Source organism: Streptomyces sp. NPDC049813 (assembly GCF_044465085.1).
Lineage (GTDB): Bacteria > Actinomycetota > Actinomycetes > Streptomycetales > Streptomycetaceae > Streptomyces.
Window position 1 is genome coordinate 223,430 of record NZ_JBITLI010000007.1, and the last position, 13,730, is coordinate 237,159.

Annotated in this window: 14 protein-coding genes; 13 read left to right on the forward strand and 1 reads right to left on the reverse strand. The window is 73.1% G+C overall.

The annotated features are described in order from the left end of the window. The first annotated feature begins 108 nt into the window (after positions 1-108). From ACIBW6_RS17575 to ACIBW6_RS17635, 13 genes are all read left to right on the forward strand, one after another. Positions 109-1,293 (forward strand): alcohol dehydrogenase catalytic domain-containing protein, encoded by a 1,185-nt coding sequence (locus ACIBW6_RS17575; protein WP_399060397.1) that lies wholly within the window; start codon positions 109-111, stop codon positions 1,291-1,293. 212 nt (positions 1,294-1,505) lie between these two features. After that, positions 1,506-2,207: a HemK2/MTQ2 family protein methyltransferase gene (locus ACIBW6_RS17580; RefSeq protein ID WP_399060400.1), complete on the forward strand. Its 702-nt coding sequence runs from the start codon at positions 1,506-1,508 to the stop codon at positions 2,205-2,207. Beyond that, positions 2,191-2,442 (forward strand): CDGSH iron-sulfur domain-containing protein, encoded by a 252-nt coding sequence (locus ACIBW6_RS17585; RefSeq protein WP_399060402.1) that lies wholly within the window; start codon positions 2,191-2,193, stop codon positions 2,440-2,442. The genes ACIBW6_RS17580 and ACIBW6_RS17585 overlap by 17 nt, the downstream gene beginning before the upstream one ends. After that, positions 2,439-3,458, forward strand: coding sequence for an iron-containing redox enzyme family protein (locus ACIBW6_RS17590; protein ID WP_399060404.1), 1,020 nt, complete (start codon positions 2,439-2,441; stop codon positions 3,456-3,458). Before ACIBW6_RS17585 ends, ACIBW6_RS17590 begins: the two co-directional genes overlap by 4 nt. A gap of 119 nt (positions 3,459-3,577) precedes the next feature. Further along, positions 3,578-4,144, forward strand: a complete 567-nt coding sequence (locus ACIBW6_RS17595; protein WP_399060406.1) for a type 1 glutamine amidotransferase domain-containing protein — start codon at positions 3,578-3,580, stop codon at positions 4,142-4,144. Positions 4,145-4,197: 53 nt separating this feature from the next. Further along, on the forward strand, positions 4,198-4,863 hold the full coding sequence (locus ACIBW6_RS17600; protein WP_399060408.1) for an HAD family hydrolase: 666 nt from the start codon (positions 4,198-4,200) through the stop codon (positions 4,861-4,863). A gap of 102 nt (positions 4,864-4,965) precedes the next feature. Next, positions 4,966-5,661 (forward strand): GAF and ANTAR domain-containing protein, encoded by a 696-nt coding sequence (locus ACIBW6_RS17605; protein WP_399060410.1) that lies wholly within the window; start codon positions 4,966-4,968, stop codon positions 5,659-5,661. 142 nt (positions 5,662-5,803) lie between these two features. Continuing rightward, entirely contained in the window at positions 5,804-7,219 is a 1,416-nt protein-coding gene (locus ACIBW6_RS17610; protein ID WP_399060412.1) for an NAD-dependent succinate-semialdehyde dehydrogenase, read from the forward strand. A gap of 82 nt (positions 7,220-7,301) precedes the next feature. Beyond that, positions 7,302-8,129: an aldo/keto reductase gene (locus ACIBW6_RS17615; RefSeq protein WP_399060414.1), complete on the forward strand. Its 828-nt coding sequence runs from the start codon at positions 7,302-7,304 to the stop codon at positions 8,127-8,129. 359 nt (positions 8,130-8,488) lie between these two features. Continuing rightward, entirely contained in the window at positions 8,489-9,049 is a 561-nt protein-coding gene (locus ACIBW6_RS17620) for a transglycosylase SLT domain-containing protein (protein ID WP_399060416.1), read from the forward strand. Between the two features lie 29 nt (positions 9,050-9,078). Beyond that, entirely contained in the window at positions 9,079-10,215 is a 1,137-nt protein-coding gene (locus ACIBW6_RS17625) for an LCP family protein (RefSeq protein ID WP_399060418.1), read from the forward strand. 94 nt (positions 10,216-10,309) lie between these two features. Then, complete coding sequence (locus ACIBW6_RS17630) at positions 10,310-11,407, forward strand: glutamate--cysteine ligase (RefSeq protein WP_399060420.1); 1,098 nt, start codon at positions 10,310-10,312, stop codon at positions 11,405-11,407. Positions 11,408-11,602: 195 nt separating this feature from the next. After that, positions 11,603-12,238, forward strand: coding sequence for a phosphatase PAP2 family protein (locus ACIBW6_RS17635; protein WP_399060422.1), 636 nt, complete (start codon positions 11,603-11,605; stop codon positions 12,236-12,238). Positions 12,239-12,393: 155 nt separating this feature from the next. On the opposite strand, the gene ACIBW6_RS17640 is transcribed toward ACIBW6_RS17635, so the two are convergent. Further along, positions 12,394-13,728 (reverse strand): glutamate-1-semialdehyde 2,1-aminomutase, encoded by a 1,335-nt coding sequence (locus tag ACIBW6_RS17640; protein WP_399060424.1) that lies wholly within the window; start codon positions 13,726-13,728, stop codon positions 12,394-12,396. Between the last annotated feature and the right edge of the window lie 2 nt (positions 13,729-13,730).

Genomic DNA, 13,730 nt, shown 5'->3' on the forward strand with positions numbered 1-13,730 from the left:
GCCCCGCCTCCGCCGGTCACGTGGCGGCGGGCCGCACAGTATGAGCCCCTGGAAGGAACCCCGACCCGACGGGACCCACCCGCACGCTACTCACCCTGGAGGCGCCGCATGCGTGCTCTGACCTGGCAAGGAAAGCGCGACGTACGCATCGAGGAGGTCCCCGACCCCCGCATCGAGAAGCCCGACGACATCGTCGTCCAGGTGACGTCGACCGGTATCTGCGGCTCCGACCTGCACCTGTACGAGGTCCTCGGCCCCTTCCTGGACCCGGGCGACATCCTGGGACACGAGACGATGGGCACCGTCGCCGAGGTGGGCCCCGAGGTCACCGAGGTCGCCGTGGGGGACCGGGTGGTCATCCCGTTCAACGTCTCCTGCAACACCTGCTGGATGTGCAAGCAGGGCCTGCACTCGCAGTGCGAGACCACCCAGGTGCGGTCCATGGGCAGCGGCGCCGCCCTCTTCGGCTACACCAAGCTGTACGGGCAGGTCCCCGGCGGCCAGGCCGAGTTCCTGCGGGTGCCCTTCGGCAACACCCTGCCGATCAAGGTGCCCCAGGGACCCCCGGACGACCGGTTCGTCTACCTCTCCGACGTGCTGCCCACCGCCTGGCAGGCCGTGGAGTACGCCGCGATCCCGCGCGGCGGCAGCGTGACCGTCCTGGGCCTCGGCCCCATCGGTGACATGGCCGCCCGGATCGCCCGGCTGCGCGGCGCGGAGCTGGTCATCGGGGTCGACCTCGTCGACACCCGGCTCGAACGCGCCCGGCGGGGCGGCTTCACCGTCCTGGACCTGCGCGAGCACAAGAAGGACCTGGGCGACGCCGTACGCGACCTGACCCAGGGTCGGGGCACGGACGCGGTGATCGACGCGGTCGGGCTCGAGGCCCACGGCACACCGACCGCGCAGGCGGCCCAGTGGGCCACAGGACTGCTCCCCGACAAGCTCGCCCGCCCCCTCATGGAGAAGGCCGGGATCGACCGCGTCGGCGCCCTGCTGGCCGGGATCGACGCGGTACGCCGCGGCGGCACGCTCTCCATCAGCGGTGTCTACGGCGGCGCCGCGAGCCCCATGCCCCTGCTCACCATGTTCGACAAGCAACTCCAGCTGCGCATGGGCCAGGCCAACGTGTGGCGGTGGGTCGAGGACATCCTGCCGCACCTCACCGAGGAGGACCCGCTGGGCGTCGACGGGTTCGCCACGCACCACCTGCCGCTGGCCGAGGGCCCGGCCGCCTACGCGACGTTCCAGGCCAAGGAGGACGGCATGGTGAAGACCCTCCTGAAGCCGTGACCGCCGGGCCGGGCCCGGCCGCGCTCCGCCGGCGCCAGGTGTACGACCGGCCGCCGTGGGCACTCCGTCCCGCAAGCCGACACCTGTCCCCCCGCCCTCAGGCGCCGCTCACGGTGCGTAGCTGTCCAAGTGGTCATCGGCGGCGGCCCGCCGGAGGGTGGGGGACGGGCGTCGCTGTCCCGAGAACCGGAACCAAGCAGGGTGAGGCACCGATGACCACTCACGCCCGGGCCAGACAGCCGCAGCAGCCGTCCCGGGGCCGCCCACGCCTCCTCGCCCCGCGGGGTGTGTACGCCCCGCAGTACGACACCGACCTCCTGCTGCGCGCCCTCGGCGAGGAAGAGGTGGGGGAGCAGACCGACGTACTGGACCTCGGCACCGGCACGGGGGCGCTCGCCGTGGCCGCGGCCCGGCTCGGCGCCCGGGTGACCGCCGTCGACCTGTCCTGGCGGGCCGTGTGGACGGCACGCCTGAACGCCCGGCTCAACCGCACCGCGGTCACGGTCCGCCACGGCGACCTCTGCGCGACGGTCACCCCCGGCTCCTTCGACCTGATCGTCAGCAATCCGCCGTACGTGCCCGCCCCCTCCCCGCTCCTGCCCCGCACGGGCCTCGCCCGGGCCTGGGACGGCGGGCTCGACGGCCGGGCCGTCGTCGACCGGGTCTGCGACGCCGCCCCGCGGGCCCTGCGCCCCGGCGGCGTCCTGCTGATGGTCCACTCCGCGCTGTGCGACGCCTCCGCGAGCCTGCGCCGGCTGACCGGCCTCGGCATGGACGCGGCCGTGATCGACACGAGCCACGTGCCGTTCGGGCCGGTGCTGCGCGAACGCCACGGCTGGCTGCGCGAGCAGGGGCTCATGGCCGCCGACGCGACCCTGGAGGAACTGGTGGTGATCCGTGCCGAACTCCGCTGACCGGCCGCGCCGCGTCACGGTCGACCGCGAGGGCCCCCTCCTGATCGAGGGGCCGGTCGAGGTGACCGACGGCGACGGCACCACCCATGTGTCCCGCCGGTTCCAGGCCGCGATCTGCACCTGCCGCCGCAGCCGGACCTTCCCCTGGTGCGACACCAGCCACCGCAAGCGCCGCCGGGCGAACGACGAGGCCGCGCCGGAGACCGACGCGGCGAAGGAGAGGGGCGGACCGTGACCACCCTGACGCAGCCGCGGCTGCGCGTGCCCGACCTGCCCGTACCGTGCGGCCCGCTCTCCGGCGCGGTCGTCGGCGCGCTGCGGCGCAACGAACCGCCCGTCTCCGCGCGGGAGAGCGCCGGGACCGCCGACCCGTACGGCCGGGACCTCCAGCTGGCGCTGTACGTGCTCTACGAACTGCACTACCAGGGCTTCACCGGCGTCGACGAGGAATGGGAGTGGGAGCCGGAGCTGCTGACCCTGCGCCGCACCCTGGAGAAGCGTTTCCTCAGCGCGCTGCGCGCGGACGCGGCGCCCGAGGCCGACGCGGAGGGGACCCTGGCGGGCCTGCTGGTCGAGCCCGCCGGATTCGACGACACCGGCGTCAGCCACCACCTGCAGCGCGACGGCGAACTCTGGCAGTTCCGGGAGTACGCCGCGCTGCGCTCGCTCTACCACCTCAAGGAGGCGGACCCGCACGCCTGGGTCATCCCCCGGCTGCACGGCCGGGCGAAGGCGGCCATGGTCGCGGTCGAGTACGACGAGTTCGGCGCGGGGCGCGCGGACGAGATCCACGCCGGGCTCTTCGCCGAGCTGATGGCCGACCTCGGCTTGGAGACGGCATACGGCCACTATCTCGACGCGGCGCCGTCGCAGGCCCTCGCCACGGTCAACCTGATGTCGCTGTTCGGGCTGCACCGCAGCCTGCGCGGTGCCCTGGTGGGACACTTCGCCGCCGTCGAGATCACCTCCTCGCCCGGCTCGCGCCGCCTCGCGGAGGCCCTGCGCCGCATGGGCGCGGGCCCGGCCGCCCAGCGGTTCTACGACGAACACGTGGAGGCGGACGCCGTGCACGAGCAGATCGTGCGCCGCGAAGTGGTCGGCGGCCTGCTGGAGGCCGAACCCGGGCTCGACGCCGATGTCGCCTTCGGCGTCACCGCGACCGGCTACCTGGAGGACCGCCTGGCGCGCCGCCTGCTGACGCAGTGGCACCAGGGCAAGAGCGCGCTGCGCCTGCCGCTGCCGCCGGGCTGAGCGATCCGGGCTCCCTCGGCAGGTATGACCCGCGCCGCACGGAGCACTCAGTCGAGTGGGCCCCCGAGACCCACCGAGATCCGAAAGACACGAGAAACACGAGAGAAAGGCGCATCACCATGGCTGACACCCAGCTCGACGGCCGTCGGGTCCTGATCCTCGTCACCAACTACGGGGTCGAGCAGGACGAACTGCTGGTCCCGCTGAAGAAGCTGCGCGAGCGGGGCGCGGACGTCACCGTCGCCGCCCAGTCCACCGACGCCGTGCAGACGCTGGTCGGGGACAAGGACCCGGGCGAGACCGTGCAGCCGGACACCACGATCGACGCCGTGGACCCCAGCGCGTACGACCTGCTCCTGGTCCCCGGCGGCACCCTGAACGTGGACACGCTCCGCCTCGACGACAAGGCGGTGCGGGCGGCCGCGGTCTTCACCGAGGCGGGGCGCCCGGTCGCGGCGATCTGCCACGGTCCCTGGCTCCTGGTGGAGGCGGGCGTCCTCCGGGACAAGACGCTGACCTCCTACCCCTCGCTGAGGACCGACATCCGCAACGCCGGCGCCAAGGAGTGGGTGGACGAGCCCGTCAAGCGCTGCACCGCGGCCGGCTACACCCTGATCACCTCGCGCACGCCGAAGGACCTCGACGACTTCGTCGGCGCGATCGACGAGGTGCTCAGCACCTCCTGACCCGCCCCCGCCCGTCCCACTCCGTCCCGCCCATCCGTCTTCGGAGGAGCCCCATGAGCGCACGCGCAGCCGTCTTCGACGTCGACGGCACCCTCGCCGACACCAACCACCTGCACACCGTGTGCTGGTGGGAGGCGCTGCGGCAGGCAGGCCACCGGGTGCCGATGGTCTCGGTCCTGGGCGCCATCGGCCTCGGCTCCTCCGACCTGCTGGACCACCTGCTCGGCAAGGACCGCGACCCCGGCGAGGACGCCGCGCTCAGCGCCGCGCACAAGACGCTCTACGCGACCTGGTTCGAGCGTCTCGTCCCCGTCGACGGCGCCGCTGAGCTGCTGCGGCGGCTGCACTCCGACGGCTGGTCCGTGGTGCTCGCCACCTCGGCGAACGGCTCCGAGCTCGACGCGCTGCGCGCCGCCATCGGCGCGGACGACGCGATCGCCGCGACCGCCAGCGCCGACGACGTCGAGGAGGGCAAACCGGCCGCCGAGCCGGTGCTGCACGCCCTGGAGCTGGTGGGGGCGGAGGCGGGCGGCAGCGTCTTCGTCGGTGACTCGGTCTGGGACATGCGGGCCGCGCGGCGCGCGGGCGTCGTCCCCGTGGGCGTCCTCAGCGGCGGCGTGAGCCGGGCCGAGCTGGCGAAGGCCGGTGCCGCGGAGATCTACGCCGACACCGCGGAGCTCCTCGGCGCGCTCGACCGCAGCGCGTTCCGCCGGGCCTGAGGCGGTTTGCCCACCGGCCAGTGGGACACCCGGCGGACTCCAAGACGACGTGAGAGAGGCCGGTGGACCATGATGGTGGATCGCTCCGCTGTGGAGCAGTCGGTGTTCGAGGCTGCCGAGGGCGACCCGGCCTGCCTGCCGCGCCGCCTCTGCGAGGCCGTGCGCGAGAGCGTGTCGATGGATGCCGCCACGCTCTCGCTCTTCACCGACACCCCGCACCGTCAGCTGCTCTGCGCGACCAGCGACGCGGCGCTGCGACTGGAGAAGCTCCAGTTCGGCCTCGGGGAGGGGCCGTGCGTCACGGCCGCGCGGACCGGCGACAAGGTGGTCGTCAACGACCTGCACCAGGATCTGACCGGCTGGCCCGTCTTCGGGCCCTGCGCCCAGGACGGGCTGCCCGACGTCGGCGCGATCTACGCCTTCCCGCTGCGGCTGGACGCGCGGCGCACGCTCGGCGCCGTCGACGTGCTGTGCCACCGCGCCCTCGATCCGGACCCGGAGATCGTCGAGAGGGGCGTGATAGCCGCCCGCGCGGCGAGCCAGGCCCTGCTGCGCACCTACCAGGAGACGGTCGAGCAGGGCGAGCTTCCCCGGTGGGAGCCCGCCGACATCCTGGATTCCTACTGGGGCCCGACCCACGCGGCCGTCGGCGTCCTCGTCGTCCAGCTGGACATCACCGCCGAGGAGGCGCTGAGCCGCATGCGGGCGCGTGCCTTCGGCACCGGCCGCCCGCTGCCCGAGGTCGCGGAGGACGTCCTCAACGACCCGTCGGGCTGGTGCGCGGCCGCCGCGGGCTGACCGCTGCGCGCCGGGGGAAATCGCCAGGTCAATCGGGACTTATCTCCTGTTTCCGCCCTCTTGTGTCGGGTACCCCGAACAACGAGAAGAGGGCGGAACGCCTCGTTCCGCCCCAGATCCTCGCAGTCGTTCTGGAGATTTCATGGCGGACCAGCGCACGAGCTCATTCGCGACAGTCAATCCGTTCACCGGGGAAACGCTCGCCGAGTTCCCGGCCCTGGAAGGGGCGGAGGTCGACGCGCGGCTCGACACCGCGGGTGAGGCCTTCGGCGCGTGGCGACGGCGGCCCATCACCGAGCGCGCCGCCGTCGTGGGACGCGCGGCCGGCCTCATGCGGGAACGCAAGGAGCAGCTCGCCCAGACCATCACCATGGAGATGGGCAAGCTCATCGCCGAGGCCCGCGGCGAGGTCGACCTCGCCGCCTCGATCCTGGAGTACTACGCCGAGAAGGGGCCGGATTTCGCCGCCCCCGAGCAGCTCGACGTGGACGAGGGCGAGGCCTACCTGGTCGACGAGCCGCTCGGCGTCCTGCTGGGCGTCATGCCGTGGAACTTCCCGCTCTACCAGGTGGTCCGCTTCGCCGGGCCCAACCTCGTGCTCGGCAACACCGTGCTGGTCAAGCACGCCGGCATCTGCGCCCAGTCCGCGCTCGCCCTGGAGACCCTGTTCCGCGAGGCCGGAGCCCCGGAAGGCGTCTACACGAACCTGTTCGTCAGCCACGAGGAGATCGAGCGGATCATCGACAGCCCCGTCGTCCGCGGCGCCTCGCTGACCGGCAGCGAAGGCGCGGGCGCCCAGGTCGCAGAGCGGGCGGGACGGAACATGAAGCCGAGCCTGCTGGAGCTGGGCGGCAGCGACGTCTTCATCGTCCTCGACGGCGAGAACCTCGAGCGCACCGTCGGCGCCGCGGTGGCCGGCCGGATGGCGAACACCGGACAGAGCTGTGTCGCCTCCAAACGGTTCATCGTGCTGGACGAGGTGTACGACGACTTCGTGGCCGGGATGCGCACCGCGTTCGAGAAGCTGCGGCCGGGTGACCCGGCGGACGAGTCGACCACCCTCGGCCCGCTCTCCTCGGAGAAGGCGGCCGCGGACCTCGCCGACCAGATCCGGGAGACGGTCGAGCAGGGCGCGGAGCTGGTCACCGGCGGTCACCGCATCGACCGGCCGGGCGCCTTCGTCGAGCCGACGGTCCTCACCGGCGTCAAGCCGGGCATGCGCGCCTACGCCGAGGAACTCTTCGGGCCGGCCGCCGTCATCTACCGGGTGGCCGACGAGGACGAGGCCGTCGTGCTCGCCAACGACAGCCAGTACGGCCTCGGCGGCTCCGTCTTCTGCGCGGACGTCGAGCGGGGCCGCCGGGTCGCCGAGCGCGTGGAGACGGGCATGGTCTGGGTCAACCACCCGACCTCGACCCAGCCCGACCTGCCCTTCGGCGGCATCAAGCGCTCGGGCTACGGACGCGAGCTCTCCCAGCTGGGCATGCGCGAATTCGTCAACCGCAAGCTCGTGCGCGTCCTGCCGCCCGACGCCGAACTGCGCGGGATCGCGGGCTGAGCCACCGCCCGTGACCGACCGCGCCCCTGACGCCCCCGTCGCCCCACTTCACCCCCGCAGCAACCAAGATCAGGAGACCACCGTGACCGCAGTACCCGACATCGCCCTCAACAACGGCAGCCAGATCCCCCAGCTCGGCTTCGGCACCTTCCAGATCCCGCCGGAGGAGACCCGGGAGACGACGCTCGCCGCCCTGGAGGCCGGCTACCGGCACATCGACACGGCCGAGATGTACGGCAACGAGAAGGGGGTCGGCGAAGCGGTCCGGGAGTCCGGCATCGACCGCGCCGACATCTTCGTGACCAGCAAGCTCAACAACGACGCCCATGCGCGCGACGACGCCCTGCGGGCGTTCGACGGCACGCTGGAGGAGCTGGGCCTCGACCACCTGGACCTCTTCCTCATCCACTGGCCGCTGCCCGGCAAGGGCGACTTCGTGGAGACCTGGAAGGCCCTGGAGGAGCTCTACCGCTCGGGCCGCGCCAGGGCCATCGGCGTCTCGAACTTCCAGCCCCACCACCTGCGCCGCCTGCTCCAGAACAGCGACGTGGTGCCCGCGGTCAACCAGATCGAGGTGCACCCCTACCTCACGCAGGACGAGGTCCGTGCCTTCAACCGCGAGCACGAGATCGCCACGGAGGCGTGGTCGCCCATCGCGCAGGGCAAGGTGCTCGACGACCCGACCATCAACCGCATCGCGCAGGCGGCCGGCAAGACGCCCGCGCAGGTCACGCTCCGCTGGCACCTCCAGCGCGGCGACATCGTCTTCCCGAAGTCCTCCACCCACAAGCGGATCGCGGAGAACTTCGACGTCTTCGACTTCGAGCTCAGCGAGAGCGACATCGGCGAGATCTCGGCGCTGAACCGCGACGAGCGGACCGGCCCGGACCCGGACACCTTCACCGGCTGACCCGCCGCGCGCCGCGACAACCGAACCGCTCCGGCGGTCGAGCACACCTCCAGGAAGGCCCGGTCCGCGGACCGGGCCTTCCGGCTGTCCGGGGTGCCCGTCAATGTCCGGAAATAGGCCCCAGAAGGTGAGCCCACCCATAGGAGCCACGTCACATGCGAAGAGCGGTAGTAGAGCGACGGCCGCCGGGGGGCGGTGCTGGAGCCGTCGCCGCGCGGACCAACCGGACTTTCTTCGTAATGCGGTAGTACGTCACATTCTTGCGCCCCCCTCCCGGCGCCGCTAACCCTTGCAGTCGTCACCGGTTCGCCGAGACCACTCCGGCAGAACCCCCACGCACCGCAAGGAGTCACCCCCGCATGTCGATCGCCCTGACGCAGACGAGCGCCACCGCCGACCGCACCGCCCGCATCCGCAAGGTCTCCTTCTCCGGCATAGCCACCGCGGGCGCCGTCGCCGCGGCCCTCACGCTGGTCCCCACCACCGCTCACGCCGTGCCCGCCGAGGCCCCCGCCAAGGCCGCGACGTCCGCCCCGGCCGCGAAGAAGGCCGCCGCCCCGGCCGCCAAGGCCGCGCCCGCCCCGGCCAAGAAGACCTACGCGAACAACCTCGACGGCTGGATCCGCGAGTCCCTCGACATCATGAAGGCCAAGGGCATCCCCGGCTCGTACGAGGGTCTGCACCGCAACATCATGCGGGAGTCCTCCGGCAACCCGAACGCCCAGAACAACTGGGACATCAACGCCCGCAACGGCATCCCCTCCAAGGGTCTGCTCCAGGTCATCCAGCCCACCTTCGACCGCTTCCACGTCGCGGGCACCAAGGACAGCCTGACCGACCCGGTCGCCAACATCACCGCGGCCGCCAACTACGCCGCCCACCGCTACGGCTCGATCGACAACGTGAACTCGGCGTACTGAGCACCCCGGCCGACGACGAAGGGCAGCGCATGCCGCACATGAGCGGAGACGAGCACCAGGCGCACCCGGCCGACGGCTCCGCGGTGCCCCCCTACGGGCCCGCGCGGGTACGCCGCGCACGGCGCACGCCGCGCCGCCGGGCCCTGCGGTACCTCACCTGGAGCGCCCTCGGACTGGTTCTGGTGGGCGCGGGCGGAACGGCGTACGCCTGGCAGCACCTGAACGGCAACATCAAGGGCACGGACGTGGACGCCGTCCTCGGCGACGACCGGCCCGGCCACCAGCACGACGGCTCGATGAACATCCTCCTGCTCGGGTCCGACTCCCGGGCGGGCACCCACGGCCAGTACGGCAGTGGCATCGCAGGCGCCCGCGCCGACACGGCGATGGTGCTGCACGTCGACAAGGGCCACAAGAAGGCCTCGGTCGTCAGCATCCCGCGCGACACGATGGTCGAGCGGCCCCGCTGCGCGACGGGCCACGGCGGCACCGCACCGGCCGCGCACGAGGCCATGTTCAACTCCTCCTACGAGGTCGGCGGGCCCGCCTGCACGGTCAAGACGGTCGAGGACATGTCCGGCCTGCGCATGGACCACTACCTCGAGGTCGACTTCAAGGGCTTCCAGAAGCTCATCGACGAAGTCGGCGGCGTGGACATCACCACCCACCAGGCCATCCACGACCCCGACAGCGGGCTCTCCCTCGACGCGGGCCGGCACACCCTGAAGGGCAAGCAGGCCCTGGAGCTCGTCCGCACCCGGCACGGCGTGGGCGACGGCAGCGACCTCGGCCGCATCCAGCTCCAGCAGGCGTTCGTCAAGGCCCTGATCCAGCGCGCCGACACCGTCGACCCGCTCGGTCACCCCACCAAGGCCTACGACCTCGCCGACACCGCGACCAAGACCATCAGCGCCGACTCCGGCCTGGCCTCCACCGACAAGCTGCTGGGCCTCGGCAAGGAGCTGAAGGGCATCAGCCCCGGCCGCACCGACATGGTCACCATGCCGGTCACCTACGACACCCAGGACGCGGGCCGGGTCCTGCCGCTCGACAAGGCCTCGCACCGCGTCTGGGACGCGCTGCGCCACGACCGGCCCGTCCCCGGCTCCGCGACCCGGGACTCCGTGGCCGCCCGCACCGACTCGCCGGTGTCCGCACCCTCCTGACCGGGCACGCCCCCACGATCCGCCTGCTAGACAGGACCCCGGTGGGGTACACGGCCCCGACAGGTATGCCCGCTACTTCATTGGGACGGTACGGATGCGCAGTGTCGGTGTGGAAGAGGAGCTGCTCCTCGTCGACGGCGAGAGCGGTGAGGCACAGGCGCTGTCACACGCCGTCCTGGCGCGCGCCGCGCGCGAGGAGACCAGCGAAGAGGACGCCTTCGAGGCGGAACTCCACCGCCAGCAACTGGAGTTCGCGACCAGCCCGCACAAGGACATGACCGACCTCGCGCAGGAGATCGTCGGGTGGCGGGCGCAGGCCGCCCGGCACGCGGAGACCTTCGGCGCCTCGATCGCCGCGCTGGCCACCTCCCCGCTCCCGGTCAGCCCCACCGTCGGGACGGGCGCCCGCTACCGGTGGCTGGAGGAGCAGTTCGGCCTCACCACGCAGGAACAGCTCACCTGCGGCTGCCACGTCCACGTCCACGTCGAGTCCGACGAGGAGGGGGTGGCGGTGCTCGACCGGATCCGGCCCTGGCTCTCCGTGCTGCTCGCGCTGAGCGCCAACTCCCCGTTCTGGCAGGGCAAGGACTCCGCATACGCCAGCTACCGCAGCCGGGTCTGGGGGCGCTGGCCGTCCGCCGGCCCGGTGGACGTCTTCGGGACCGCCGCCGCCTACCACGAGCAGGTCGAGGCCATGGTCGCGACCGGCGCCCTGCGCGACGACGGCATGATCTACTTCGACGCCCGGCTCTCCGCCGCCCACCCGACGGTCGAGATCCGGGTGGCCGACGTCTGCCTCGAACCGTCGATGACGGTGCTCCTCGCCATGCTGGTGCGCGGCCTCGTCGAGACGGCGGCCCGGCAGTGGCGGGCCGGAGAGCCCCCGGCCGCGGTCCCGGTGACCCTGTTGCGGCTCGCCGCCTGGCGCGCGGGCCGCTCGGGCCTCGACGGCGACCTGGTGAGCCCCGTCCTGCTGCGTCCCGTCCCGGCCGCGACCGCCGTGGAGTCCCTCGTCGCGCACGTGCGGCCGGCCCTGGAGGACGCGGGCGACTACGCCGAGGCCCGCTCCCGCCTCGACCGCGTCCTGCGCGAGGGCAACGGGGCACGGGCCCAGCGCGAGATCTTCGCCCGCACGGACAGCCTGCGCGATGTCGTCACGGAGTGCGTCCGGCGCACCGCCCGCGGTGTGTGACCGTCCCCGGCTCCCTCCTGCCCGGACCGGCACCGGAGCCGCCCGGCATATCCGATACTGCTGAACATGGCAGACAAGAAGGTCACCGACAGCAGGCCGCCGGGGCCGCAACGAGATGTGGCTGCACGGGAGTTACGCCCTCCCGCGCCCCCCCTGCTTCCCCCGGCACCGCGGGCCCCGCTCGCGGTGACCGGCGTGCTCGCCGCCCTGACCGCGCTCGTGCTCGGCGTCATGTACGCCGGTCACAGCCGGCCCGGGCGGGTGGACCGCTGGTTCGTCGACCCGACGGCGGACTCGGTGCGCCCGCCCTGGCGGGGCGTCGCCCTGGCCGTCGACTTCCTCGGGGAGCCGGCCGGGGCTTTTCTGCTGGTCGCGGCCCTCGTGGCGGGCTGCCTGTGGCTCAGGCGCCCGCGTGGGAGCCTCCTGCTGCTCGCCGGACCCGGCCTCGCCGTCGTCACGGCCACCCTGGTCAAGTCCCTGGTCGGACGCACCATCCACGGTCCGGACAACCTGTCCTACCCGAGCGGGCACACCGCCTTCGCCGGTGCGCTCGCCTACGCGGTGGCGCTGCTCGCGGCGGGCCGCCGCCGGCCGGGCGCCGCGGGCGCCGCCGCGCTCGTGCTCGCCGCGGCGCTCGCCGCCGCAGCCGTGATGGGCTGGGCGCAGGTCGCCCTGAGCGCGCACTACCCGACCGATGTCCTCGGCGGCTGGTGCACCGCCCTGGCGGTGGTCCCGGCGACCGCGTGGCTCATCGACCGGGTGGCCGGCGGCCCGGCCGCCCGGGCCGCCGGCACCCGGCCCGCCGGCGCCGGTGCCCGCGGGCGCCGCTGACGGGGCGCCGCGTACCAGGACCATCGGTCGGTCGTCGGTCGTCGGTCGTCGGTCGCCAATCGCCGGTCGCCGGTCGCCGGTCGCCGGTCGCCGGTCGCCAATCGCCGGTCGCCGGACGTGGGTCGCCGGGCGCCGGGACCGTCGGTGACGGGCCGTCAGGCCAGGCGCCGGAAGACCGGTTTCACCGGGCGGCCGCCCGTCCAGGGCGTCGGATCGTCCGCGTCGAGCGCCTTGCGGTACACCGCGCAGGCCTGCGCCACCACGTCCACGGTGCGGTCGATGTCCGCGTCGTCGAGGGCGCTGCTCACCACGAACGACGGGGCGAGCACCCCGCCCGCGAGCAGCCGGCGCAGGAACAGCGTGCGGAACTCCTGCGACGGCTGCCCGGCCCCGTCGAGGGTGGCGAAGACGAGGTTGCTCGCCCGGCCCCGGACGAGGACGTGGTCGCCGACGCCCATGGCGGCGGCCGCGTCCCGGACCCCGGCGGCCAGCCGCTCGCCCAGGGCGTGCAGCCGCGCGGTGATGCCTTCCTCGGTGTAGACGCTCTGCACGGCCATCGCGGCGGCCAGCGCGTGCGTCTCGGCCCCGTGCGTGGTGGAGAGCAGGAACACCCGCTCGCCGGAGTGGCGGGTGCCGCCCCGCTCCATGAGGTCGCGGCGCCCGGCGAGCGCCGAGACGGCGAACCCGTTGCCCAGCGCCTTGCCGAACGTGGAGAGGTCGGGCACGACGCCGTACAGGCCCTGGGCGCCCGCCTCGGACCAGCGCAGACCCGTGATCATCTCGTCGAAGACGAGGACGCAGCCGTGCCGGTCGGCCAGCTCGCGCAGACCGGCGAGGTACCCGGGCGGCGGCTCGCGGTGCGCGGCCGGCTCCAGGATCAGGCAGGCGATGTCGTCCGGGTACCGCGCGAACAGCGCCTCGGTGGCGGCGAGATCCCCGTAGGGGAACGCCACGGTGAGGTCGGTGGTCGCCGCCGGGATGCCGGCGGACATCGGCGTGGTGCCGATGAACCAGTCGTCGACGGAGAAGAACGGGTGGTCGCCGCAGACCGCGACCCGCGAGCGGCCGGTGACGGCCCGGGCCAGCCGGACCGCGGCGGTGGTGACGTCGGAGCCGTTCTTGGCGAACTTCACCATCTGTGCCGTCGGCACCGTGGCCAGGAACCGCTCGGCCGCCGCCACCTCCACGATCGAGGGCCGCGCGAAGTTGCCGCCCCGGTCCAGCTCGCGCCGGACCGCCTCCAGCACCCGTGGATGGGCGTGGCCGAGGCTGACCGAGCGCAGGCCGGAGCCGTACTCGATGTAGCGGTTGCCGTCGACGTCCCACACGTGGGCGCCGCGGCCGTGGCTGATGACCGGGGCAAGACCCTCGGGGTACTGGTCGTCGCCCTTGGCGTAGGTGTGCGCGCCCCCGGGGATCAGCGCGTGCAGCCGCTCGTTGGCCTGCCGGGAACGGGGCAGGGTGAACTCTTCGGTGTCGGCCTCATGCATGG

Excerpts from the sequence above, each read along its gene's own strand:
- ACIBW6_RS17575 (WP_399060397.1), top strand. The coding sequence starts at position 109 with ATGCGTGCTCTGACCTGGCAAGGAAAGCGCGACGTACGCATCGAGGAG.
- ACIBW6_RS17620 (WP_399060416.1), top strand. The coding sequence starts at position 8,489 with ATGTCGATCGCCCTGACGCAGACGAGCGCCACCGCCGACCGCACCGCC.
- ACIBW6_RS17595 (WP_399060406.1), top strand. The coding sequence starts at position 3,578 with ATGGCTGACACCCAGCTCGACGGCCGTCGGGTCCTGATCCTCGTCACC.
- ACIBW6_RS17580 (WP_399060400.1), top strand. The coding sequence starts at position 1,506 with ATGACCACTCACGCCCGGGCCAGACAGCCGCAGCAGCCGTCCCGGGGC.
- ACIBW6_RS17640 (WP_399060424.1), bottom strand. The coding sequence starts at position 13,728 with ATGCATGAGGCCGACACCGAAGAGTTCACCCTGCCCCGTTCCCGGCAG.
- ACIBW6_RS17600 (WP_399060408.1), top strand. The coding sequence starts at position 4,198 with ATGAGCGCACGCGCAGCCGTCTTCGACGTCGACGGCACCCTCGCCGAC.
- ACIBW6_RS17625 (WP_399060418.1), top strand. The coding sequence starts at position 9,079 with ATGCCGCACATGAGCGGAGACGAGCACCAGGCGCACCCGGCCGACGGC.
- ACIBW6_RS17630 (WP_399060420.1), top strand. The coding sequence starts at position 10,310 with ATGCGCAGTGTCGGTGTGGAAGAGGAGCTGCTCCTCGTCGACGGCGAG.
- ACIBW6_RS17610 (WP_399060412.1), top strand. The coding sequence starts at position 5,804 with ATGGCGGACCAGCGCACGAGCTCATTCGCGACAGTCAATCCGTTCACC.